Origin of the sequence: Corallococcus sp. bb12-1 (assembly GCF_026626765.1) — a bacterium.
Taxonomy (GTDB): domain Bacteria; phylum Myxococcota; class Myxococcia; order Myxococcales; family Myxococcaceae; genus Corallococcus; species Corallococcus terminator.
Genome location: NZ_JAPNJZ010000001.1, coordinates 313,877 through 335,824, shown reverse-complemented (window position 1 = coordinate 335,824; position 21,948 = coordinate 313,877). Strand labels below are relative to the sequence as shown.

The following is a 21,948-nucleotide window of genomic DNA, read 5'->3' as shown; positions in this document are numbered from 1 at the left end:
TGCAGCGTGCCTGGAAGTTCCAGTGCTTCTTTGTTTCATCCCAGCGGAAGACGGTGCCCTCCTGGTTCCACTTGTAGAACCGTGGGGCATTCCGATGTCCGGTGGCGAGCCAGCCCCATGCGGGAATCACCTGCCCACGCTCGTCACGTGCGAGCCGTCCGCCCGGGGTCGTGCCATAGGCGACCACCACCCACGCACCTTCCGATTTGGCCAGCGGCCAGGTACTCAGGTCCTGATTGCTCACGTCCGATGCGCATGGGTGATTGTGGGCATAGCCAAAGACGGGCAGGTCATTGCCATAGTCCGCATCATCGACCCCTCCAAACGGAGGTTGGCACGAACCGCCTGACTTCACCGTGTTCCGGACTGGCCAGGACACTCGCCAGTCCGAAGGCGTGCGATAGATGGCGACGCAGTACTCGGACGCCTCCGGGCGGGGGCGCCCCGTGCTCGCGTCACAGGCGTCGATCGCACCGGGTAGCTCAAACAACGCTTGAAGCGTTGGAATCACGAGGTCGTCGGGAACGCTCGTCGCGTGCGTGAGGACTGCGGGGATCGCCGGCCAGGGGCCCGGGGCTACGGTCAGATTCGTGATGCCGTCCTGCCTGAGCAGTTCCGCAGAAACATAGAACCGCCGGGCACCCTCACTCGCGCATGCGATGCCCATGCACGCTGTGGCCCACCAGAGTTGTCGCCGGACGAACCTCATCCGGCGAGCCTACTCAGAACTGGAGGTACACGTACGGTCGCGCTTCCAGCGAAGCTAACTGCCGGATGCCCAGGCCGATGAGCACCAGCACCACCGCTCGCGCGGGCGCTGGCAGCTTGAGGAACGCGAGCGCCGTCAGGTCGTAGACCTTCATCGGCAGGGTGTGCGCGATGATGGCCACCGCCAGCATCGTCCACACCAGCGGGCCCACGTTCGCCAGCCCCGGGACGCCCGCGAGCATGCGCTGGTAGAACTCCGTCGCGTGCGTCATGTCCGGCGCCCGGAACACCACGCGCGTCAACACCACCAGCGTGAACGTGGCCAGCATCCCCAGGCCCACGCGCACCGGGCCGGGCTCCTGCTGCTTGCCCCGGAACCACCACCAGCAGCGCACCGCGCACAACGCCACGCCGTGCACCGCGCCCCAGACGGCGAAGCGCCAGTCCGCCCCGTGCCACAGGCCGCCCAGCACCATCACCATCATCAGGTTGAAGAGCACTCGCGGCTTCGAACGCCGGTTGCCGCCCAGCGGGATGTACAGGTAGTCCCGCAGCCACGACGACAGGCTCATGTGCCAGCGGTTCCAGAACTCGAACAGGTTCTTCGCCAGATACGGCCGCGCGAAGTTCTCCGGGAACCGGAACCCGAACAACGCCGCCACGCCAATCGCGATGTCCGAGTACCCCGAGAAGTCGTAGTACAGCTCCAGCGTGTACGCGACCGCCGCCACCGCGCACTCCGCCGACGAGTACGCGTGCGGACTGCCGAACACCGGATCCACGATGCCGCTGCCCAGCACGTCCGCGATGATCAGCTTCTTCACCAGCCCCACCGCGATGCGGAACATCGCCTTGCCGCCGTCATCCGGCGACAGCGTGGGCACCTCGCGGAAGTGCGCCATCAGCTCCGACTCGCGAACAATCGGCCCGCTCACCACGCGCGGGAAGAACAGCATGTAGAGCAGGTGCTCGATGAACGAGTGCCCCGAGCTCGCCTTCCCCCGGTACACGTCCACCGTGTAGCTGATGGACTGGAAGACGAAGAACGACAGCCCCACCGGCAACAGCAGGTGGAAGGGCTCCGGGCGGACGTCCACGCCCCACGGCCCCAGGAGCGCCAGCGCCGTCTTGCGCAACAGCTCCAGGTACTTGAAGCCCGCCAGCATCCCCAGGTTGGAGACGATGGACAGCACCACCAGCAGCTTGCGAACGCCCGGCTTTTCCGCGCGCCCCAGGCCCTTCACCAGCAGGTGGTCCACCGTCACGCCGCCCAGGAAGATGAGCAGCGGCATCCCCGCCAGCAGCAGGGCCTCCGGCGTCACGTTCCCCTGCGCGATGAGCTGCGGCAGCTGCGTGAAGCCCGTGTAGAGCACCAGGCTCGCCACGAGCAGCACCAGCATCCGGGGCCAGAAGTGCCGGTGCACCGCCCAGTAGAGCGCGAACACCACGATGACGAAGATGACGTAGTGGAGGCTGTGGGACAGCACGGCTCAGGGCGCTCCCGCGGCGGAGGCCGTCGGCTCGCCGCCCTTCTTCGTGGACTCGTACGCCGCCATCAGGTCCTTCACGAACGCGTTCGCGAGCACCGTGTAACCCGCCTGCGTCAGGTGCACCCCGTCCGCGTGCCCCAACGCCTCCGGCTGCCGCTGCCAGCGCTGCATCGAACGCTCGCCGCCCATCGCCGCTCGCGCGGACCAGTACGCGCACCCCGCGTCGTTCGCCACCTTCGGCAGCGTCGCGAGCACCTTGCCCAGCGCGGGCGCCTCCGCCCACCGGCCGTCCGCGTCCTGCTGGAGCCGGTCCGTGGGCCCGATGAGCAGGCACTCCGCGCCCGTCGCCTTGCGCAGACGCGTCACCAGCGCCGCGTAGTCCTGCTGCAGCGCTTCCGCGTCCAGCCCCGGCAGCTCCGCCTCGTTGGTGCCGTACCAGAACACCAGCAGGTCCGGCCGGCGCGCCTTGAACTGCTCATCCATCGCCGCCGCGTCCATGTCCCGCGCGGTGAAAGCCGTGGCGCCGGGCAACCCCAGCGCGTCGTACACCAGCCCCGGCGTGTCGTACTCCAGCGACGCACCCAGCACCGTCGCGGACCCTCCACCCTCCGGCACCGTCACCTGCACCGTGTGCGCGGCGCCCGTCACCGGGAAGGAGCGGATGCGCACCGTGGGCTTCGTCAGCGGTTCGGGCGGCGGGGCTTCCGGAGCAATCCCCTCACCGTCCACGCGGATCACCGGCGGCGCCGCATCCGGCGTGTCCAGCGCGTACAGGTCCAGCCGGCCCGGCGTGTCCTTGCGGTCCTCGCAGCCTTCGCAGAAGGAGATGCCCAGGCTCGCGCCGGGTACTCCTACCGCGCGGATGCCGGTGAGCCCCCAGAGCCCTCCGGGCGTGGCGCCCTTCGCGTCCTCCACCGTCCACGGGCCGTCCAGCGTGCGCGACACGTGCGCCGCCTCCAGCCGCGAGGATGGCTTGCCCGCCGCGATGAAGCCCCGCCCCGCGTCGCCAAAGCGCTTCGTCAGCGCGGCGCGGACGGTGTCGGAGAAGAAGTGCGCCGCCGTGTGCGAGGCGCCGACCTGCGCGATGCCCACGCGCAGCTTCGCGCCGGCCTCACGACGGCCCAGGGCCTCGAACATCCGGTTCAACGCCGGGGTCGCGTTCTGCAGGCCCGTCGGATCCGCACCCGGCAGGCGCGGCGGATGCGTGCGCGCGAAGGCCCGCTGCAACGACAGGTCGAACAGGTGGCCCAGCAGGTTGGAGCCGCGCACGCGCGGGTGCACCAGGTCCTCCAGCATCAGGCCCGACTCCAGCCACTTGAGCGCGGAGCCCTCGCCGCCCATCGCCGCCAGCGTGTCGTAGAAGGCACAGCCGCCCCGGCGCGCCTCTTCTCGGAAGACCTCCGTCACCTCCGCCGAGTGCCGGCGCGTGACCAACTCGCCGCTCATCGTGCGCACGCCCGCGTCGATGGGCGACATCACGAGGCACGCCGCGTCCGGCACCGCCGTGCGCACGCGCGACACCAGCTCCTTCATCTGCGTGCGGACCTCGTCCACCGTGGTGCGCTCGCGCGAGAGGAAGAACGCCTCGTTGCCGCCCACCATCAGCACCACCAGCGACGGCTTGCGGTGACGCAGTTGCGCGCGGAAGGCCGCGGGCTGCGCGCGCAGGTACACCTCCGCCATGCCGCCCAGCAGGCCCACCGTGTCGTAGACGACGCCCGGCGTGCCCGACTCCAGCGCGACGCCGTGCAGCTCCGTCTTGCCGCTGGTGGTGAGCGTCAGCGTCTTCGCGCCCTCGGGGAGCTTCAGCCTCGCGAACGCGGCTTCCGATTTGGGGCCGAACGCGCGCGTCTGGATGCGCTGCGTGTTCTTGCCATCCACCGACACCTGCACGGAGCCGCTGGCCGCCTGGGCCAGGAAGTACAGCTCCGCCTCGCGCGTGCCCTCCAAGGAGTAGCGAGTGCTCTGCGCCGGTCCGCTGGTGGAGAAGGCCACGCCCGTCCAGCCCACGCGGTCCTTGGGCCAGTGCGTGTCCACCAGCCGCTCCATCTTCCAGCCCTCGGTGCTCGCGGTGCCCGCGCGCGTGGCGCGTCCTGCGCTCGCCAGCCGGTGGATGTAGAGGAAGCCCGGGCCGCCCGAACCGAAGCGCTCCTGGAGCCGGTCGCGAACCACGTCGGTGATGTAGTCGGAGGCGATCAACGAATCGCCCAGGTGCACCACCCGCACCGGTGTGCGCCGCGTGTCCGAGCGCAAATCACCCAGCGCCCGCATCAGCGGTGCGAGCCCGTCCTCTTCACACGTGCCATCCGCGCGCGACTTGCGGCAGTTGAGCTCGATGTCCACGTGCTTCGCGCCCATGCGCTCGCGCAGCGCTTCCAGTTCCCGCGCGGTCGCGAGCGTGGGGGCGCTGAGCTCCTCCAGGCCGATGCCGGGCACGGCCGGGGCCTCGCCCACTTCGGGGCCGGCCTTGGGATCCGTGTCGGTGCCCACGCTGTCCGCATCCGCGAGCGCGGAGGGCGGGGCGTCGGGCGCCAGGGTGTCGGCGGGTGGACGCGGGGCCTTCACCCCGCGCAGCGAGGCCGGCAGCGCGAGCGCCACCAGCTTGGGCCCGAGCGAACCTTCCTGACGAAGGCTGGGGAGGGGGCGGAACTTCTCCGGCAGGGGCGCCAGGGACAACCCCACCGTCAACAGCACGGTGAAGGCCAGCGTCCACCCGGTGGATGTGGGCTTGAGACTCAACGGTGGGGCATGAGACTGGCTTTTCGGGGGCGGGTCAAAACTCTGCCCACATCCGCGCGCCCCACCGGCCGGGCAGCAGACAGCCGGGCCCCCTTCCTCCCACGGCGCGAAGCGCTATGGTGCGCCGCCGTCAGCGTCAGGCGTGGCCTGGCGCCCTCCAGGAGCTCAGACCCCGCGTATGGCCCTCTATCCCGTCATCATGGCCGGTGGCTCCGGCACCCGCTTCTGGCCGCTGTCCCGCCAGGCCCGTCCGAAGCAGTTCCTCCCGCTCGCCTCCAAGCACCCGCTGCTCACCGACACCGCCCTGCGCTTGAAGGGCCTGGCGCCGGTGAAGAGCACCTTCATCGTCTGCGGCCCCGTGCACGCGAAGACGGCCCTGAAGCTGGTGAAGGGCCTGCCCAAGGCCAACCTCCTGGTGGAGCCCGTGGCGCGCAACACCGCGCCCGCCATCGCGCTCGCCGCCCTCCAGGTGGCCGCGCGCGACCCGAAGGGCATCCTCGCGGTGCTGCCGTCGGATCACCACGTCGCGGACGTGAAGGGCTTCCAGCGCACGCTCGCGGAGGCCGCGCGCATCGCCGAGGGTGGCCACATCGTCACCCTGGGCATCAAGCCCGCGCGCCCGGAGACGGGCTACGGCTACATCCAGGTCGGTGACGCGCTGGAGGGCGGCGGCCGGCGCGTGAAGGCGTTCAAGGAGAAGCCCGACCTCAAGACGGCGCAGACGTACGTGGCCGGCGGCGACTACCTGTGGAACGGCGGCATCTTCGTCTTCCGCGCGGACGTGATGCTGGAGGCCTTCCGCAAGCACATGCCGGAGATGCAGAAGGGCATCGACGCGCTCCAGAAGGCCGCGGGCAAGCGCACCTTCCCCGCCGTGCTCAAGCGCGTGTTCCCCAAGCTGCCCTCCATCTCCATCGACTACGGCGTGATGGAGAAGGCGGAGAACATCGCGGTGCTGGATGGCGACTTCGGCTGGTCCGACGTCGGCTCCTTCGCCGCCATCCCCGAAGTGCGCCCCGCCGACGCCCAGGGCAACGTCGTCTCCGGCGACGTGGTGCTCGTGGACTGCACGAACTGCGTGGTGCTCGGGGACAAGCGGACCCTCTCCGTCGTCGGCATGCACGACGTGGTGGTGGTGGACTCCGGCGACGCCGTCCTCGTCGTCCCCAAGGACAAGAGCCAGGATGTCCGCAAGGTCGTCGAGGCGCTCAAGGCCAGGAAGCGCCTGAAGCTGCTGTAGGGGACTTGTAGGCTTGGGGCTCACCCCGCCTCCTGTTTCCCCTCACACATTTCTTCCCGGGGCTCCCTGTCATTTCTACAGGGGGCCCCGAGCCGTTTCGGGTGATTGCCGGCACCTCCGGGTGGTTGGAGTGTCCGGTCCCGGACGTAGGAGGCCCCCGGGCACGGGGCGCGGAGGTTGCAAGTGCACCCCGGGTCCGCCCCATTCAGGGGGTGGCAGGCGGGGATGTCGATGGGCTGCAAGCGCTGCGTCGGGGAACACCAGAACGGGGAGGCCTGCCCTGTTGAATCGCCGTCGTCGGTGGCCGGGGATTCGCTGGAGGGCCAGCGGCACGGGCCGCTGCTCCTGAAGCGCCGGCTGGAGATTGGCGCGGTGGCGTCGGTGTACCTGGCGGAGTACGTGCCCACGGGGCACCGCTTCGCGGTGAAGGTGTTGCATGCGCATCTGGCGGCCCGGCCGGCGGTGCGCGCGCGGTTCATCTCGGAGGCGCTCGCGCAGCGCAACGTCGTGCACCGTCACGTGGCGCGCGTGCTGGATGTGCGCCCCGGTCCCCAGGGCCTGCCCTGCGTGTTGATGGAGGCGCCGGAAGGCGAGTCGCTGAGCGCGATGCCGCTGCCGCTGTCTCCGGTGGAGGCGGGCGAGGTGTTGGATCAGGCACTCGCGGGGCTGGAGGTGGCGCATGCACGGGGGCTCGTGCATGGGGACCTCACGATGGACTCGCTGGTCGTCACGCGGGATTCGAAGGGGGCGCGGCGGGTGCTGGTGCGCGACTTCGGCGCGGGCCTGGTGCGGGACGCGGCGCTGTCGCGGGAAGCGCGTGCGCGGGGCGTGACGGTGGGGTCGCCCACGTTCATGGCGCCCGAGCAGGCCACCGGTATCTGCGGAGGACCTCGCTCGGATGTGCACTCGCTGGGCGTGGCGGGGTACCTGCTCGTCACCGGGCGGCTGCCGTTCGGGCTGGGCCGGTCCGCGGACGTGGTGCTGTTCCCGCCGCATGCGCTCAACGCGAGCGTGCCTCCCGCGCTGTCCACCGTGTTGCTGCGGGCGCTGGCCGCGCGTCCGGAGGACCGCTTCGACAGCGCGCGGGACTTCCGCGTCGCGCTCGCGGAGGCGCTGGGCCTGGAGATCGGTGTGCGGGATGCCTCGGCGGATGCGCGCGAGGAGGTTTCGTCGGAGGTCGTGACGGAGCGCGACGCGCTGGACGACATCGACATCGTGGAGGACGTGCCCGCGTGGGGCGATTCGGCTTCGTCCATGGAGGATGCGGCGCTGCGTGCGTCGGATGGCATTTCTTCTGACGCGCGCGCGGGCGAGGTGGCCATGCGCGCGGAGGTGGCCGCGTTCTGGGCCTCGGCCGTGGCGCTGCTGGGACCCTCTGAGCCGGAGAACACCCCGGGGGCCGCTTCTTCCAGCCCGGTGGCGTCCGGTGCCACGAACTCCGTGACTCCCATCTTCCTGACGACGCCGCTGGACATCGTCCCGGAGCCCGCGCACGCGTCGTCCACCCTGGGGTCCGCCGCCATTCCGTTCATGCACCTGGCGCCCACCGCGGAGGCCACCCCGATTCAGTTGATCCACCCGGCGTCCTCGCAGCCGGCCGTCCTGCCCATCCCGCTCGTGGACCGCGTGTCGGACGACTCCACCGCAACCGCGCCGCTGGAGAACCCGGTCGCGCCGCTGGAGGCCTCCGCGCCCCGCACCGACGCGCCGTCGGACCTGCGCGTGCGCCTGGGCCTCACGCCGGGCGAAGTCCTCCAGGCCGTGTCCGTGAGCGACGTCGCCCCCGAGGGCCTCTTCGTGGAGTGCCGGGGTTCGCTGCCGCCGCTCGCCGCGCGCCTTCCGGTGGAGGTCTCCTTCCGCGGTGAGACGGCCGTGGGCGCGTGCGACGTCGTCCGTCACGTCACCTTCGACGAGGCCCGCACCTGGAACGTGCCCGCCGGCGTCTTCGTCCACTTCTCCGACGAGTACCCGGCCCTGAGCCGGCTCCTCTTGAGCGCCCTCTCCGAGGACCTGGAGCCCGCGCCCGACGCGGAGCTGGCCCGCATGCTGGCCCGCGCGGAGGCCGTCGCCCGCGACCCGTACACCCTGCTGGGCGCGAAGCCCGACGCGGACTTCGGCGACGTGCGCCGCCGCGCCCAGGCCGCCCTGCGCCGCCTGGACGTCTTCAACGGCCGCGCCCTGCCCACGGCCCAGCGTCAGGCGCTGGAGGCCCTGCGCCTCCGGGTGCTGACCGCGCAGCGGATGCTGGGTGAGCCCCTGTCCCGCGTGGGCTACGACGCCACCCGGGGCAACGTCGCGGGCCTCGCCCGGTGTGTCGCGGCCGGCGTCCCCGAGCCGACGATGGAGGCCCTGCGCAGCGCCTTCCTCGCCGCCCGCCCGGAGGTGGAGACGAAGGCCCGCGCCCTGTTCACCCAGGGACACGCCTTGGAGGTCCAACGGTCCGTGCCGGCCGCCCTGGAGTGCTACGCGGAGGCCCTGAAGCTGGATCCGCTGAACACGTCGTGGCTGCGGCACTACCAGTCTCTGCGGGAGCAGGTGCCGGCGGGGGCCGGGGCGCGAATGACCGGGGCCATGGCCTGATGGGGTCCATTACCCGTCAATGGGGGTAGGGCGGAGCAGCCGGGCGTTCAAGAGTGGGAGCGCGGTGTTCGGGCGTGTGCAGCCCCCGGGGCCGCTCGTGTAGTGTTCGCCGCCCTCCGCCGAGCCCTCACGGCCGGGACAGGGGTGGGGACACTGCCATGAACGCGCACATCTTTCGCGAGTACGACATCCGGGGTCTGGTGGACAAGGACCTCACCATCGAGGTGGTGGAGCTGCTGGGCCTGGGCCTGGGCACCATGATCCGCCGCAAGGCCGGCACCTCCATCGCGGTGGGCCGCGACTGCCGCGAATCCTCCACGCGCTTCCGCGACGCGCTCGCGAAGGGTCTCACCGCCACGGGCCTGGACGTCTACGACGTGGGCGTGGTGCCGACGCCGCTGACGTACTTCGCGGCGAACACGCTGCCCGTGGATGGCCTGGCCATGATTACGGGCAGCCACAACCCGCCCGAGTACAACGGCTTCAAGATTGGCGCGGGCAAGACGACCTTCCACGGCCACGAAATCCAGGAGCTGCGCCGCATCATCGAGGCGAAGGACTTCGCCACCGCGTCCAAGCCCGGCAAGGTCACGCCCTACGACATCGTCACGCCCTACAACCACTTCGTCCGCCAGACGGTGAAGGTGGGCCGCCAGGGGATGAAGATCGTCATCGACGCGGGCAACGGCACGGGCGGCGAGATCGCCGTCCCGCTGTTCCGCAGCATGGGCTTCGACGTGGTGCCCCTGTTCTGCGAGATGGACGCGAACTTCCCCAACCACCACCCGGACCCCACGGTGGTGGAGAACCTCCAGGACCTCATCAAGTCGGTGAAGTCGGAGAAGGCGGAAGTGGGCATCGCGTACGACGGCGACAGCGACCGCATCGGCGTCATCGACGACCAGGGCAACGTGCTCTGGGGGGATCAGATCATGGTGCTCTTCAGCCGCTACGTGCTGAAGGAGGCCCCGGGCGCGGCCATCGTCGGCGAGGTGAAGTGCAGCTACACGATGTACGACGACATCGCGAAGCACGGCGGCAAGCCGGTGATGTGGAAGGCGGGGCACTCCCTCATCAAGGCGAAGATGAAGGAAGAGCACGCGGAGCTGGCCGGCGAGATGAGCGGCCACATCTTCTTCAAGCACCGCTACTACGGCTTCGACGACGCGGTGTACGCGTCCGCGCGCCTCTTGGAGATCCTCACCCACGAGAAGAAGACGCTGTCGCAGCTCCTGTCGGACGTGCCGAAGACCTACGCCAGCCCCGAGCTGCGCTTCGACACGAAGGAGGAGAAGAAGTTCGCGATGGTGAAGCGCGCCACGGAGATTTTGCGCGACGCGGGCCATGAGATCATCGACGTGGACGGCGTGCGCGTGACGTTCCCGGACGGCTGGGGCCTCATCCGCGCGTCGAACACGCAGCCCATCCTGGTGCTGCGCTTCGAGGCGAACACCGAGGCGCGCCTGAAGGAGATTCAAGCGCTCATCGACAGCACGGTCGCCCAGGCGCAGAAGGACGTCGGCGCCTGAAGCGCGGCGTTCCACGCGAAGCACCGCACACGCAACCGTAGGGAGGGAGTTGGCCATGCCGACGCTGGGAATCGACCTGGGCGGGACGTCCGTCCGGGCCGCGGTGGTGGACGCGAAGGGCAAGATGCTTTCGAGCGCCAAGGTGGCGGTGACGGACCGCAAGCCACAGGGCGTGGTGGAGACCATCGCCCAGGCGGCGGACGAAGCGATGAAGCGCGCCGGCGTGAAGGTGGACGGCTGCGGCGTGGGCGCGGCCGGGCAGATCCACAAGGACTCCGGCATCGTCTCCGTGGCGCCCAACCTGGGCTGGCGCAACGTGCCCCTGGGCGACCTGCTCCAGAAGCGGTTGGGCTACGGGGTGAAGGTGGTGAACGACCTGTCCGCCGCGGCGTGGGGTGAGCTGCACGCGGGCGCGGGTCGCGGGGCGCAGGACATGCTGGTGGTGTTCGTGGGCTCCGGCGTGGGCAGCGCCATCATCGCGGACGGGCGGCTGGTGCAGGGCGGTGGCGGCGTGGCCGGTGAGCTGGGCCACATCAAGGTGGTGCCCGGTGGCCGGCTGTGCGGCTGCGGCGAGCACGGCTGCCTGGAGGCGTACGTGGGCGGCCACAACCTCATCGCCCAGACGAAGGAGCTGCTGGCGTCGGGGCGCTCGCGCATCCTGGAGTCGCTCGTCGGGGACAGCGACCCGGACAGCATCACGCCGGTGACGCTGGAGAAGGCGGCGGACGCGGGCGACGCGGAGGCGAAGGAGCTCCACGAGCGCGCATCCCGCTTCCTGGCCATCGCGGTGGCCAATCAGGTGACGATGCTGAATCCGTCGCGGCTGCTGCTGGGCGGCGGCGTGCTGACGTACTGCCCGGGCATCCGGCAGCGCGTGCTGGAGGGCGTGCAGATGTGGTCGTCGCAGACGTCGCGCGAGGGCCTGCTCGTCGCCGACGCGGAGCTGGGCGACGACAGCGGCATCATCGGCGCGGCGCTGCTGGTCGCGTGAAGTCTCCCGGGCGCGGGGGGCTTCCCCGCGCCGGGCGCTACGGTTTCTTCGGAGCCTGCTTCGGCTCCACCGGGGAAGCAGGCACCAGCCGGGCGATGCGGCCCTCCTCACCCACGGCATAGGCGGTGTCCTGCTTGCGCGGCGGTGAGGACACGGCATGGAAGCCGGTCGCGTCCAGCGGCTCCCACGCCCTGCCGCCATTCACCGAAACGTCCGAACCCGTGGGGCCCACGGCCACGAGCATCGGCCGCCGGGCGTGCATGAGCGGCGCCACGCAGGAGCGGTAGCCCCTCAGCGAGGTCCCCGAAGGCACGCTCCAGGTCTTCCCTCCATCGAGCGTGACGGCCGCGGTGCCAGCGGTCTCCTCCGGCTTCTTGTAGTTGCCGCCCACCGCGATGCCCGCCTTCGGGCTCCAGAAGAGGAGCGAGAAGACGCCCGCGCCTTCCCCGGTGGCCAGCGGCGTCGTCGCGATGTTCCAGTTCTGGCCCCGGTCCGCTGAATGCAGCACGCGCGCCGCCGAACCCCCCATGCCGAACCAGACGTGGGACGCGCCCTGCACCGCGATGCTCGTGCCGCTGGCGGCGAAGCCCGCTTCACCCGGGAGCGCGGGCGGCAGCGCTTCCTTCATCACAGGCTTCCACGTCGCGCCGCCATCCTCGGTGGTGATGACGATGAAGCGCCCGTCCACCGGGTCGCTGAACGCGATGCCGTGCTGCTCATCCCAGAAGGCCATGCCGTCGAAGAACGCGCCCGGCACGGCGTTGGTGAACTGGAGCTTCCACGTCGCGCCCCCGTCCGTCGTCTTGTAGATGCGCGACTTGTCGCCCGTGCCAATGGACAGGAGGTACGCGGTGCGCTCGCTGAAGGCATCCACGTCGCGGAAGTCGAGCTCCTCCGCGCCCGGCACGGTGGCCGCCTTCCACGTCTTCCCGCCGTCCGTGGTGCGCACGAAGGTGCCCTTGTCGCCGCTGGCCCAGGCCACGCGCGCATCCACCGCGCTGACCCCGCGCAGCCGCACCGTCGTCCCGCTCACCTGGGGCTCCCACTTCACGTCCGCGCTCCCTGTCCCTGCTCCCAGGGCCAGCCACGTCGCCAGCCACACCGCTCCCGTCATCATGTCCCGTGCCTCCTCGTCCGTGCGCGCAAGGACGCTAGCAGGGCCGCTCAGCGCCGGGCGGCGGCGTCCGCGACGTCGGGCAGCGTGAGGTCCTCGGGCATGAAGGTGACGCGGCACTTGTCCAGTTGGGGCCCGCAGGCGCGGTCCAGGTCGCCGCGCGTGTCGCAGCCGGGGCGCTCCTCGCAGGTGTCCGGCAGGAAGGCCCAGACGAACTGGAGCACGTTGCCGCCCCGTCCCTCGGGCAGCGCGGCGAGGAAGTCCTGCTTGCGCGTCTCGAACAGGCGCGCCAGGTGCACGGTGTCCCCCTCCAGTCGCACGTGGCGCGGATTGCCCATGAAGCGGCGGCTGGCGTCGTTGAGCTGCGCGTCCAGGAACTCTGGCTGGTACGGCGCGCCGTCCAGCGAGGGCCCACCCCGCGTCCCCTGGAAGAGGGCGAAGTGCACGCGCGGGTCGCCGTACTCACCCAGGATGCGCTGCTCCAGCGCCCACAACGTCAGCCGCTCGCCGCCCACCGGCCACGCGTGGCCCCAGTAGAAGCGGCCGAACCCCGCGGAAGCGACGCCGTCCGGATGGCGCTCCACCAGTTGCAGCAGCACCAGCGCGTTGTACGCGTTGAGCCAGTACGCCAGTCCCTCCTGGGGCGTGGGGAACAGCTCCGGACGCAGGCGCGGGGACACCGACGCCAGCGACGCGACGAATCGCTCCAGCGCCGCCCGGTCCTGTCCAAGCCCCACGAAGTCCAGGTCCCCACTGGGGCGCACATGGTCCAGGGCGCGCGCGTAGTCGTTGGAGGTGAAGGGCCCGGTCGCGATGGGCACGGCCGCGGGGAGTGCGCCTCGCACATACAGCACCGCCCCCGCGACGAGCACCGCCAGCACGGCCACGGAGACCGCCACGGCGGGCCCGCGCGCACGGCGCTGGAGGAGGGGGGGAGGAGCGCTCACGGCACGGCAGTCTATGCCACCCTCCGGGGCCGCTCCCCAGCCCCTTCCGGACATCGCCTGGCCCCCCGGGGACCCACCCGGGGTCGGTCCCGACAGGCCGCTATACTGGCGCTTCCATGGAGCCTACCCCCGACGTCGTCCGGCACTTCCACCCGGTGCTCCCCTCCCGTCAGCTCCGCCAGCAACCCGTGCGCGTGGAGCTCGCGGGCCATGCCTATGCGCTCTTCCGGGATGCCTCTGGCCGTGCCGCGGCCCTGTCCGACGCGTGTCCCCACCGCTTCGCGCCGCTGTCGAAGGGGACGGTGACGAAGGACGGCCAGCTCCAGTGCCCGTACCACGGCTGGCGCTTCGACTCGCGCGGCCACGGCACCAACCCCAGCCAGCCGGAGCTGCGCCACTGCGAGGCGCGCAGCTTCCAGGTGGTGGAGCGCCATGGCTACCTGTGGCTCGCGCACGCGGCCACGCCCCTGTCCGCGATGCCGGAGCTGTCGGGGGACGACTACGTCTTCGGAGGCACCTTCTCCACGCTGTTCCAGGCGCCGCTGCACGTGACGCTCGACAACTTCAGCGAGGACGAACACACGCCCTATGTCCACACGCGGCTGGGGTGGAGCGGCGCGCAGACCGGGGCGGTGGAGTTCGACGCGCACAACCACCCGGACCACACGGAGGTGCACTACCGCGCCCCGCAGCGGCCCGCGCCCATCATGAAGCTGCTCCTGGTGCGCGACGGCGACTACTTCCACAACGACTGGGTGACGCGCTTCGATCCGGTGCGCAGCATCTACACCATCCACTGGAAGTCCTCGGAAGGGATGCCCCGTCCCTTCATCACGCAGGCGCACATCTTCTTCGTGCCGGAGACGGCGCGCACGACGCGCCTGCATGTCTTCTCCTTCCTGCGCACGTCGATGCCGCTCTTGAAGCCCCTGCTGCCAGTGGCGGCGAAGGCCGCGCTGGGCCTCACCTGGTGGGAGGTGCGCGATGACGCGCGCTTCATCCCCACCGTCGCGGACACGCCCTACAGCCACAAGGGCATGCGGCTGGACAAGTACGACAAGCCGCTGGTGCACCAGCGCAAGCTCATGGAGCGCATCTACTACGCGCACGAGCCGGAGGCCGTGCCCCGGGTCATCCACGAAGCCACGGGCACCTGAGCTCCGGGTCCCCCTTCGCGACGCGGTGTCGCGAGGGGGGAAGGCACACCGCCTCAGTGCATGGCGGGCGCGGGCTCCACGCCAATGGGGACCGATTCGCCGACCTGTGCCTCGTATGCGTTGCAGCCGCTGTCGGCTGACACCAGGAGCGCGAACTTCTTCAGCTCGGACTGGTTGCAGCTCTGGACATCGTTGTCGCTCGGCTCGTCGCTGTTGCCGGCGAAGAAGCGACAGCTCTTGCAGTTGCCCCAGGATGCGTCCGCCATGATTCCCTCCTCGTGAGAGCGGGTCCTGTCTGGAGGGTGGGGCTGACGCCGGACCACCACAACGCGGGACCTGCTTCTCACCCGGGAGGGCAGGGGACCCGGCGCCCCAGGATGGGCGCCGGGAATTTCCCCTCACACCCCGTTACTTCTGGGGGGTGGGCTGCTGCTCCGGCGCGGGCTGCTGCGCCGGCTGCTGCTGAGCGGGCTGAGTCGACACGCCGGGCTGGGCGCCCAGGGCCGCCGCGTCCTTGCGCACCGAACCGGACTCGAACGAGCCCATGGCGTTGAGCAGGCGCAGCGCGGCCAGGGACGCCTGGAGGCGCTCGGACACGAAGCCGACCTCGGCGTTGGTGAGCGAGGTGTTGGCGTCCGCGACCTCCAGGTACGTAGCGACGCCCGCCTGGAAGCTCACGTCGGTGAGGCGGTTGGACTCGCGCGCGAGACCCAGGGCCTCCTCGGCCTTGGAGCGGTTGGCGAGCGCGTTCTCCAGGTCCAGCTTGGAGCGACGCACCTCCTCCTTCACGCGGGCCTGGGCCAGCTGCTGGCTCACGGTGGCCTCACGCACGCGGGACGACGCCTCGGAGAGGTTCGCCTCGCGCAGGCCGCCGTCGAACAGCGTCCAGCTGGCGCCGAAGGTGATGGCCCACGTCTCGTTCTGGCCCGTGAAGCCCGCCGCGTTCGCGATGCGGTACGCGCCCGTGACACCCAGCGTGGGCAGGTAGCTCAGGATGACGCCCGTCTTGTTGATGCGCGTCAGCTTCAGGCCCACTTCGGCGGCCTGCACGTCCGAGCGCTCCTGGATCGCCTGGTTCACCAGGTCGTCCGGCGACGCCTGCGCGGGCACCTGGGGCTCCGGCGGCGGGGCCAGGTCGAAGTCCGGTTCCTTCTGGATGAGCGTGCCCAGCGCCAGCTTCAGGCCCGCGAGCGCGTTCTTCGCGCGCACCAGGTCCTGCTCCGCGCGCGAACGGTCCAACTGCGCGCGCAAGAGCGCCACGCGCGTCACCGTGCCCGCGTCGAACCGGGCCTGGGTGTCCTTCTCCCGCGCCTGGGTCAGCTCCAGCAGACGCTCCTGGGCGCGCAGTGCTTCCTGCTGCGCAGCGGCGCCGTAGTAGGCCTGCGCCACGCCGAAGAGCACCTGCCGGCGCGCCGTCTGCGTGTTGAGCTCCGCCAGCTTCACCGCCTTGTACGAGGCCGCGATGGCCGCCCACAGTTGGGGCGCGATGATGGCCTGACGCACTTCCGCCTGCGCACCCTGCTGGATGAGCGGCTGGATGACGATGTCCACCGGCGCGATGGGGCCCGCTGGGATGACGGCCGCCACGTTGTTGCGCGTGATGGACGCCCCCACGCTGATGGTCGGCAGGTAGCCGGCCCAGGCCCTGCGGGTCGCGAGGGACGCCTGCTCGAAGCGCTCCTGGGCAATCTTCAAATCGAGGTTCTGCTGACGGGCCGACTCCAACGCCTCGTCCAGCGACAGTACAGGCGCTGCGGCCAGGGCGGCCGACAGGGAAAGCGCCAGAAGGGTACTCATACCGCCTTGACCTCCTCACCGACCCGCGGGAGCGCGAGGCGGATCCGTCCAATGGACGACTGCGTTGCGTCATCTACCCGACCCTGGAGCCTCGTGAAAGTACTCCGCACTGTCGGATGATGGAATATCCGGAATGTAGTACCCGTCAAAGGTTGAGGGTGTCAATTGTTTATGCAAACCGTGTGAATTAGTGTGAAGGCATCATGAATGCTCTTGGCGAAGGTCACAGCGAGCAGGCAGGGCGTCCGCCGGAGGCCCGTACTCAAGTTGGGGAGGAAGCAGAGGCGGGGCTCGCGCAGCAGGCGTGGACGCTCCTCTTCGAGCTGCTCCACACGCACATGCGCAACTTCCCCGCGCTGGCGGCGGAGTTCGACCTGTCCCCGGTCCAGGCGCACGTCCTGCGGCAGTTGGGCGAGGGAGCGCTCGCGATGAGCACGCTCGCCACCTATCTGTCGTGTGATGCGTCCAACGTCACGGGGCTGGTGGACCGGCTGGAGGCGCGCAAGCTGGTGGAGCGGCGCAGCAGCGAGCAGGACCGGCGGGTGAAGATGCTGGTGCTGACGGAGGCTGGCGCGGAGCTGCGCGGTCGGCTGATTGCGCGGATGGCCCGGCCTCCGCCCTTCATGGCCTCCATGCCGGAAGAGGACCTGGTGGCGCTGGGCGACATCATGCGCCGCGCGCTCAAGACGCAGTAGGCGGGGCCCTTCGCGGGCCCGGCCTCCTGCGTCAGTCCAGCAGGAACGTGTACGAGTACTTCATCTCCGTGGCCACGGCCTCGCCGCCCTTGATGGCGGGCTTGAAGCGGAAGCGCCGGATGGCATCGCGCGCTGCTTCGTTGAGGCCGTAGCCGGGCCCGGAGATGACCTTCACGGTGCCCACCTTGCCGTCCGCGTCGATGGTGATGGACAGCGTCACCGTGCCCTCGATGCCCGCGCGGCGCGCTTCGTCCGGGTAGGGAATCTTCACCTCGGACGCGACGGTGGGCTCGGAGTCCACCTGGTACACGGGCACGTACCTGGGCGCGGAGTAGCCCTTCACTTCCTTGGGGTCCTTCGCGGTGCCGTTGGCCTTGCCGTAGGCCGTGTTGCCCACGGGCGCGGCGAAGGTGCCCGCGCTGGTGGTGGACGACATGGTCATGCCCACCACGAGCGGCGGCGGCTTGGCCTGCGGCTCCGGCGGCGGCGTGTCGTTGGGCGGCGGCGGTGCTTCGGTCGGGGGCGGCGGCTTGGGCGCTTCCGCGACCTTGATGGGCGGCGGCTTCACCGGCTTCACCTTGGGCGGAGGCGGCTTGGGCTCTTCCTTCTTCTCCTCCGGCGGGGGCGGAGGCGGCGGCTTCCGCACCTCCACCATCACCAGCTCCACCGGACGCTGGGAGGCAATCTGCTTGCGGCCCTCCAGGGTGGAGATGAACCAGAAGCCGCCCGCGTGCAGCGCGAGCGACACGAGGAAGAAGCCGAACACGAACCGCGTGGAGCGGTCGCGCTGGGGCTGCACGGAAGAATCGAGGACCGCCTGGCTCATGGTGGCTTCGCGTGCCTTCGGGTCAGGGAGCGGCGGGCGTGGCCGCGGGGGACACGTCCTTCTCGATGTTGAGGGCGAACTTGGCGATGCCCTGGCCCTTCACCACGTCGATGAGGCGCATCACGCGGCCGTACGCGATGGTCTGGTCCGCGCTGATGATGGCGCGCGTGTCCTTGTCCTTGGAGACGGCCTCCACCACGCGGCGGGACAGGTCGGCCTCCGTCACCTCCGCGCCGTCGAAGTAGAGCTTGCCCTCCTTGTCGAGCACGACGTTCACCAGGCCCTGCACCGTCTCACCGCCGTTGGCGGCGCGGGGCAGGTCCACCTCCACCGTCTCGCGGACGATGAAGTTCGCGGTGACCATGAAGATGATGAGCAGCACCAGCACCACGTCCACCAGCGGCGTGACGTTGATGCCGGTGATTTCGTCGTCGTTGTCGCCCGCGCTGCCGGCCATGACCTAGTTCCCCCCCGCGACGCCCGGCTTCTTGGCCTTCATGGCGCCCACGAGCGCGTGGCCCAGGGAGGTGGTGCGGCTGGTGAGCGTCTTCAACTGACGGCTGAAGATGTTGAAGGCGACGACGGCAGGGATGGCGACCGCGAGGCCCACGGCGGTGGCGACGAGCGCCTCGGAGATGCCGGCCATCACCGTCTGCTGCATGGCGCCGCCCTTGGCATTCATGGCGCCCAGGTCGTTGAAGGCCTTGATGATGCCGAGCACCGTGCCGAACAGGCCGATGAACGGGGCGTTGTTGCCCAGCGTGCCGAGCAGCGACAGGAAGCGCTCGTACTGGGGACGCTCGCGGGCGACGGTGGACGCGATGACCTGCTCCACGGTGTCGGGGCCCTGGGACGCGGAGGCGAGGGCCTCGCGGATGACGGCCGCCTCCATGCCCTTGTGGTTCTTCACCTCGGCGCTGACGGCGTCGAACTCACCGCGCGCCAGCCGCACGGCCAGCGCCTCCGAGTTGGGCAGCCGGTGGCGCGAGAAGTAGACGGCGCGCTCCAGCATCACGGCGATGGAGAGCACGGAGAGGATGACCAGCAGCCAGAGCACCCACTCGGCGCTGCCCAGCGTCACCCCGAGCAGCTTGCCGCTCAACCAGCCGAGTTCGGGTTGGGCCGCCTGGGCCAGGAGGAGGAAGGACGTCATGGGAGACAAGCCTGGGGGTTGAAGTGTGAGGACTGCCAACGCGCGGGGCAGTCTCTTGTTCCCCTCGACTCAAAAGTCAAATGGATCGGCAGGGAGGTCATGGGACCGTGACAATCCATTCGACCGGGAATGGTGGGTGGAGGGCGTGGATGTCGGATGCCCCATCATGTGAAGGGGCGACCGTGGGGACGCCTGCCGGTACAGGCCCCCCGACCCTACGTACGCCTGGGGGGCGGATTTCGTTTCTTCCTTCAGGGGCGGCGGTCGGGACTGGTGGTCTGCGCGGGGTCGCGCTCCACGACCGGCCCGATGATGGCGTCGATGCGGCGCAGGAGGTCGGCGTCGAGCTTCACGCCGGTGGCCTTCACGTTGTCGAGCACCTGCTCCGGCCGGGTGGCGCCGATGATGGCGGTGGAGACGCTCTTGTTCTGGAGCACCCACGCGACGGAGAGCTGCGCGAGCGACAGGCCGGCTTCCTTCGCCAGCGGCTTGAGCTGCTGGACGCGGGTGAGCACGTCGTCGGTCATGAAGCTGGTCATGAACATGGCGCCCTGCTTGTTGGCGGCGCGGGTATCGGCCGGAGGGGGCTGGCCGGGCTGGTACTTGCCGGTGAGCACGCCCTTGGCGAGCGGGGACCAGACAATCTGCCCCATGCCTTCCGCGTCGGAGGCGGGGACAACCTTGGATTCGATGACCCGCCAGAGCATGGAGTACTGGGGCTGGTTTGAGACGAAGGGCACGTGCAGCTCGCGGGCGAGCTTCGCGCCGGCGGTGATCTGCTCGGCGGTCCATTCGGAGACGCCGATGTAGAGGGCCTTGCCCTGGCGCACGATGTCCGCGAAGGCGAGCATCGTCTCCTCCAGGGGCGTCTCCACGTCGAAGCGGTGGGCCTGGTAGAGGTCCACGTAGTCCGTCTGGAGGCGGCGCAGCGAGCCGTGGATGGACTCGATGATGTGCTTGCGCGACAGGCCGCGGTCGTTCTGGCCGGGGCCGGTGGGCCAGTAGACCTTGGTGAAGAGCTCGTAGCCTTCACGGCGCTGGCCCTTGAGGGCGCGGCCGAGCACGGCTTCGGCCTTGGTGCCGGCGTACACGTCGGCGGTGTCGAAGGTGGTGATGCCCGTGTCGAGCGCCGCCTTCACACAGGCGAGCGCTGCGTCCTCCTCCACCTGGGAGCCGTGCGTGAGCCAGTTGCCAAAGGAAATCTCGCTGACCTTCAGACCGCTGCGACCGAGGAACCGGAAGTTCATGCGCGGCAGACTAGCCGCCGCGTCTCGGGGTTCGTACGGATTCGCATCTTCTCGACGGTTGGAGTCAGGCGGACGACCCCTCGCGCCGGGATTCGACCGTTCCCGGGCGTCGCTTGTGAACGGAGGGGCGGGTGTCCGACACTGCCCTCCTTCCATGGCCGCCAGCGAAGAACGCCGCTTCCAGTCCCTCGTGCTCGCGCCCATCCGGCGCGTGCAGCGGCGTCTCAATGCCGTGGCCTGGCTGGGCGCGGGACTCGTTCCCGCCTGGGCCACCGCCACCGCGTGCGTGCTCTGTCGCATGTTGCTGCGGGGCGCCGCTGTCTGGGCCGTGCCTCCGCTCGTCGTCGCGGGCCTTGCCTGGTGGTTCGTGCGGGCCCGCTCCCGGGGCGTGTCGCTGGAGTACGCGGCGGTGCTCGCGGACCGTTCGGCCGGGGCCGGGGGCCTGTTGCTCACGCGCCTGGAGCGCCCCGTCGGTGAGTGGGAGCTGAGCCTCAATCAGTTCGCCCAGCAGGTGAAGCTTCCAGAGGTGCCCTGGCGTCGGCCCTTGGGCGCATTGCTGGGTGCGCTCCTGTTCCTCGCCGTGGGGTTCCTGGTTCCGCTGCCCGCGCTCCGCACGTCGAACATCAACGCCGCCGCCGCGACCCAGGTCGCCGCCGTGCAGGCCCAGGCGGAGGCCCTCGCTCGTGAGGAGCCCCTGGGCCAGGATGTCGAAGAGGAACTGCGCCGGCTGTCCGACGAGGTCGCGCAGGGCCGCTTCGACTCCGCCGACTGGGAGGCCTCCGATGCCCTGGAACAGCGGCTCGCTGAACGCGCCTCCGAGGCCGCTGCTGACCTGAACCGCGCTTCCGAGGCCGCCACGGAACTCGAGGACGCTCTCGCCGCTGCTGGCGGTGCCGAGTCCGCCACCCGCGAGCGCGAGTCCCTGGAACAGGCCCTCATGGCGCTCGATGCGCGCTCCAAGGGAGGGCAGGAACAGGACGGACCATCCGAGGACGGCGAAGCCCAGGCTTCGTCCCAGCAGGGCTCGCAGGGGCAGGGCGCTGGGGATCAGGACGGCGACAAGCAGGGCGGTGACAAGCAAGGCTCGCAGCAGGCTTCGGGCGACCCGTCCCGCGAGGCCCGGGCTCGTGCTTCCGCCCGTGCGCAGGCCTCTGGCTCTCCGGATCAGGTCGCGGACCTTCGCCGCACGCTGGAGCGCCGGCAGCAGGCGCTGGCCCAGCGCTTCGGCGAGGAAAACAACGCTGCGGGGAACCGCGGGGCCCAGGCGAGGCGTCCCACCCGGCGGCAGCAGTCTGGCCAGGGACAGGGGCAGAAGGGGCAGGGCCAGCGCGGCCAGGGACAGGGCCAGCAGGGCCAGGACGGGGACGGAGAGGGTGACGGCCAGGGCCAGCAGGGCGGCCAGCACGCGAGCCGGAACATGAAGCCGGGCAACGGCGCGGGCGTGGGCCGGGGTGGCGAGAGCAGTCCGCTCGTTTTTGGTGGCGAGGCGGAGATGGATCCGGACCGGCTCGCCTTCCAGCCGCTGCCAGAAGGGCACGGCGGGGACGCGGAAGAGTTGTGGGGGCTTCGCGCCGCGGATCCGCAGGCCAGGACGGGGCAGGCGGGCGCGGCGGGAGCGAAGGGCACGGGCGCGAAGGGCGATGCGACGGCGGGACCGGGTTCCGGTCCGCTGCTGCCTCGCAACCGCGACCTCGTGAAGCGGTACTTCGGTGGTCGGTAGTCCAGCAGGGGGAAT

17 protein-coding genes are annotated in these 21,948 nt (G+C 70.4%); 7 read left to right on the top strand and 10 right to left on the bottom strand.

Translation table 11 applies throughout. From position 1 onward, the window contains the following. Positions 1–722 precede the first annotated feature (722 nt). On the bottom strand, positions 723–2,195 hold the full coding sequence (locus OV208_RS01335) for an MBOAT family O-acyltransferase (protein ID WP_267571958.1): 1,473 nt from the start codon (positions 2,193–2,195) through the stop codon (positions 723–725). Between the two features lie 3 nt (positions 2,196–2,198). Continuing rightward, positions 2,199–4,937, bottom strand: a complete 2,739-nt coding sequence (locus tag OV208_RS01330; RefSeq protein WP_267571957.1) for a GDSL-type esterase/lipase family protein — start codon at positions 4,935–4,937, stop codon at positions 2,199–2,201. 178 nt (positions 4,938–5,115) lie between these two features. On the opposite strand from OV208_RS01330, the gene OV208_RS01325 reads away from it, so the two are divergent. The 4 genes from OV208_RS01325 to OV208_RS01310 all read left to right on the top strand — a co-directional run bounded on the left by OV208_RS01325 (position 5,116) and on the right by OV208_RS01310 (position 11,277). Continuing rightward, positions 5,116–6,177, top strand: coding sequence for a mannose-1-phosphate guanylyltransferase (locus OV208_RS01325; protein ID WP_267571956.1), 1,062 nt, complete (start codon positions 5,116–5,118; stop codon positions 6,175–6,177). A 225-nt stretch (positions 6,178–6,402) separates the two neighbouring features. Further along, positions 6,403–8,757: a protein kinase domain-containing protein gene (locus OV208_RS01320; RefSeq protein WP_267571955.1), complete on the top strand. Its 2,355-nt coding sequence runs from the start codon at positions 6,403–6,405 to the stop codon at positions 8,755–8,757. Between the two features lie 158 nt (positions 8,758–8,915). Beyond that, the gene (locus OV208_RS01315) at positions 8,916–10,286 is read left to right on the top strand and encodes a phosphomannomutase/phosphoglucomutase (protein ID WP_267571954.1); all 1,371 of its coding nucleotides are present in this window, start codon (positions 8,916–8,918) and stop codon (positions 10,284–10,286) included. A 55-nt stretch (positions 10,287–10,341) separates the two neighbouring features. After that, positions 10,342–11,277, top strand: coding sequence for an ROK family protein (locus OV208_RS01310; RefSeq protein ID WP_267571953.1), 936 nt, complete (start codon positions 10,342–10,344; stop codon positions 11,275–11,277). Between the two features lie 37 nt (positions 11,278–11,314). On the opposite strand, the gene OV208_RS01305 is transcribed toward OV208_RS01310, so the two are convergent. Then, complete coding sequence (locus tag OV208_RS01305; RefSeq protein ID WP_267571952.1) at positions 11,315–12,394, bottom strand: WD40/YVTN/BNR-like repeat-containing protein; 1,080 nt, start codon at positions 12,392–12,394, stop codon at positions 11,315–11,317. 47 nt (positions 12,395–12,441) lie between these two features. Beyond that, complete coding sequence (locus tag OV208_RS01300) at positions 12,442–13,338, bottom strand: DUF547 domain-containing protein (RefSeq protein ID WP_267571951.1); 897 nt, start codon at positions 13,336–13,338, stop codon at positions 12,442–12,444. Positions 13,339–13,454: 116 nt separating this feature from the next. On the opposite strand from OV208_RS01300, the gene OV208_RS01295 reads away from it, so the two are divergent. Beyond that, positions 13,455–14,495: a Rieske 2Fe-2S domain-containing protein gene (locus tag OV208_RS01295; protein WP_267571950.1), complete on the top strand. Its 1,041-nt coding sequence runs from the start codon at positions 13,455–13,457 to the stop codon at positions 14,493–14,495. A gap of 53 nt (positions 14,496–14,548) precedes the next feature. Here OV208_RS01295 and OV208_RS01290 read toward each other — a convergent pair whose 3' ends face one another. Both OV208_RS01290 and OV208_RS01285 read right to left on the bottom strand, forming a co-directional pair. Next, positions 14,549–14,761 (bottom strand): hypothetical protein, encoded by a 213-nt coding sequence (locus OV208_RS01290; protein WP_267571949.1) that lies wholly within the window; start codon positions 14,759–14,761, stop codon positions 14,549–14,551. 142 nt (positions 14,762–14,903) lie between these two features. Then, positions 14,904–16,292 carry a TolC family protein gene (locus tag OV208_RS01285; RefSeq protein ID WP_267571948.1) on the bottom strand — a complete coding sequence of 463 codons (1,389 nt, stop codon included), beginning with the start codon at positions 16,290–16,292 and terminating at the stop codon, positions 14,904–14,906. A 203-nt stretch (positions 16,293–16,495) separates the two neighbouring features. Here OV208_RS01285 and OV208_RS01280 point away from each other — a divergent pair, with 203 nt between their 5' ends. Continuing rightward, complete coding sequence (locus tag OV208_RS01280; RefSeq protein WP_267571947.1) at positions 16,496–16,987, top strand: MarR family winged helix-turn-helix transcriptional regulator; 492 nt, start codon at positions 16,496–16,498, stop codon at positions 16,985–16,987. Between the two features lie 31 nt (positions 16,988–17,018). On the opposite strand, the gene OV208_RS01275 is transcribed toward OV208_RS01280, so the two are convergent. The 4 genes from OV208_RS01275 to OV208_RS01260 all read right to left on the bottom strand — a co-directional run bounded on the left by OV208_RS01275 (position 17,019) and on the right by OV208_RS01260 (position 20,213). Further along, the gene (locus tag OV208_RS01275; protein WP_267571946.1) at positions 17,019–17,813 is read right to left on the bottom strand and encodes an energy transducer TonB; all 795 of its coding nucleotides are present in this window, start codon (positions 17,811–17,813) and stop codon (positions 17,019–17,021) included. A 22-nt stretch (positions 17,814–17,835) separates the two neighbouring features. Then, positions 17,836–18,270 carry an ExbD/TolR family protein gene (locus tag OV208_RS01270; RefSeq protein ID WP_120541154.1) on the bottom strand — a complete coding sequence of 145 codons (435 nt, stop codon included), beginning with the start codon at positions 18,268–18,270 and terminating at the stop codon, positions 17,836–17,838. Between the two features lie 3 nt (positions 18,271–18,273). Further along, complete coding sequence (locus tag OV208_RS01265; protein ID WP_120541155.1) at positions 18,274–18,966, bottom strand: MotA/TolQ/ExbB proton channel family protein; 693 nt, start codon at positions 18,964–18,966, stop codon at positions 18,274–18,276. A gap of 251 nt (positions 18,967–19,217) precedes the next feature. After that, a complete protein-coding gene (locus OV208_RS01260; RefSeq protein WP_267571945.1) occupies positions 19,218–20,213 on the bottom strand; it encodes an aldo/keto reductase family protein in 996 nt (331 codons plus the stop codon). Between the two features lie 154 nt (positions 20,214–20,367). Between OV208_RS01260 and OV208_RS01255 the strand changes: the two genes are divergently transcribed. Continuing rightward, complete coding sequence (locus OV208_RS01255) at positions 20,368–21,933, top strand: hypothetical protein (RefSeq protein ID WP_267571944.1); 1,566 nt, start codon at positions 20,368–20,370, stop codon at positions 21,931–21,933. Positions 21,934–21,948: the final 15 nt, after the last annotated feature.

Coding starts and splice junctions, on each gene's coding strand:
- OV208_RS01325 (WP_267571956.1), top strand. CDS start 5,116: ATGGCCCTCTATCCCGTCATCATGGCCGGTGGCTCCGGCACCCGCTTC.
- OV208_RS01320 (WP_267571955.1), top strand. CDS start 6,403: ATGTCGATGGGCTGCAAGCGCTGCGTCGGGGAACACCAGAACGGGGAG.
- OV208_RS01315 (WP_267571954.1), top strand. CDS start 8,916: ATGAACGCGCACATCTTTCGCGAGTACGACATCCGGGGTCTGGTGGAC.
- OV208_RS01310 (WP_267571953.1), top strand. CDS start 10,342: ATGCCGACGCTGGGAATCGACCTGGGCGGGACGTCCGTCCGGGCCGCG.
- OV208_RS01305 (WP_267571952.1), bottom strand. CDS start 12,394: ATGATGACGGGAGCGGTGTGGCTGGCGACGTGGCTGGCCCTGGGAGCA.
- OV208_RS01295 (WP_267571950.1), top strand. CDS start 13,455: ATGGAGCCTACCCCCGACGTCGTCCGGCACTTCCACCCGGTGCTCCCC.
- OV208_RS01290 (WP_267571949.1), bottom strand. CDS start 14,761: ATGGCGGACGCATCCTGGGGCAACTGCAAGAGCTGTCGCTTCTTCGCC.
- OV208_RS01285 (WP_267571948.1), bottom strand. CDS start 16,292: ATGAGTACCCTTCTGGCGCTTTCCCTGTCGGCCGCCCTGGCCGCAGCG.
- OV208_RS01280 (WP_267571947.1), top strand. CDS start 16,496: ATGAATGCTCTTGGCGAAGGTCACAGCGAGCAGGCAGGGCGTCCGCCG.
- OV208_RS01275 (WP_267571946.1), bottom strand. CDS start 17,813: ATGAGCCAGGCGGTCCTCGATTCTTCCGTGCAGCCCCAGCGCGACCGC.
- OV208_RS01270 (WP_120541154.1), bottom strand. CDS start 18,270: ATGGCCGGCAGCGCGGGCGACAACGACGACGAAATCACCGGCATCAAC.
- OV208_RS01265 (WP_120541155.1), bottom strand. CDS start 18,966: ATGACGTCCTTCCTCCTCCTGGCCCAGGCGGCCCAACCCGAACTCGGC.
- OV208_RS01260 (WP_267571945.1), bottom strand. CDS start 20,213: ATGAACTTCCGGTTCCTCGGTCGCAGCGGTCTGAAGGTCAGCGAGATT.
- OV208_RS01255 (WP_267571944.1), top strand. CDS start 20,368: ATGGCCGCCAGCGAAGAACGCCGCTTCCAGTCCCTCGTGCTCGCGCCC.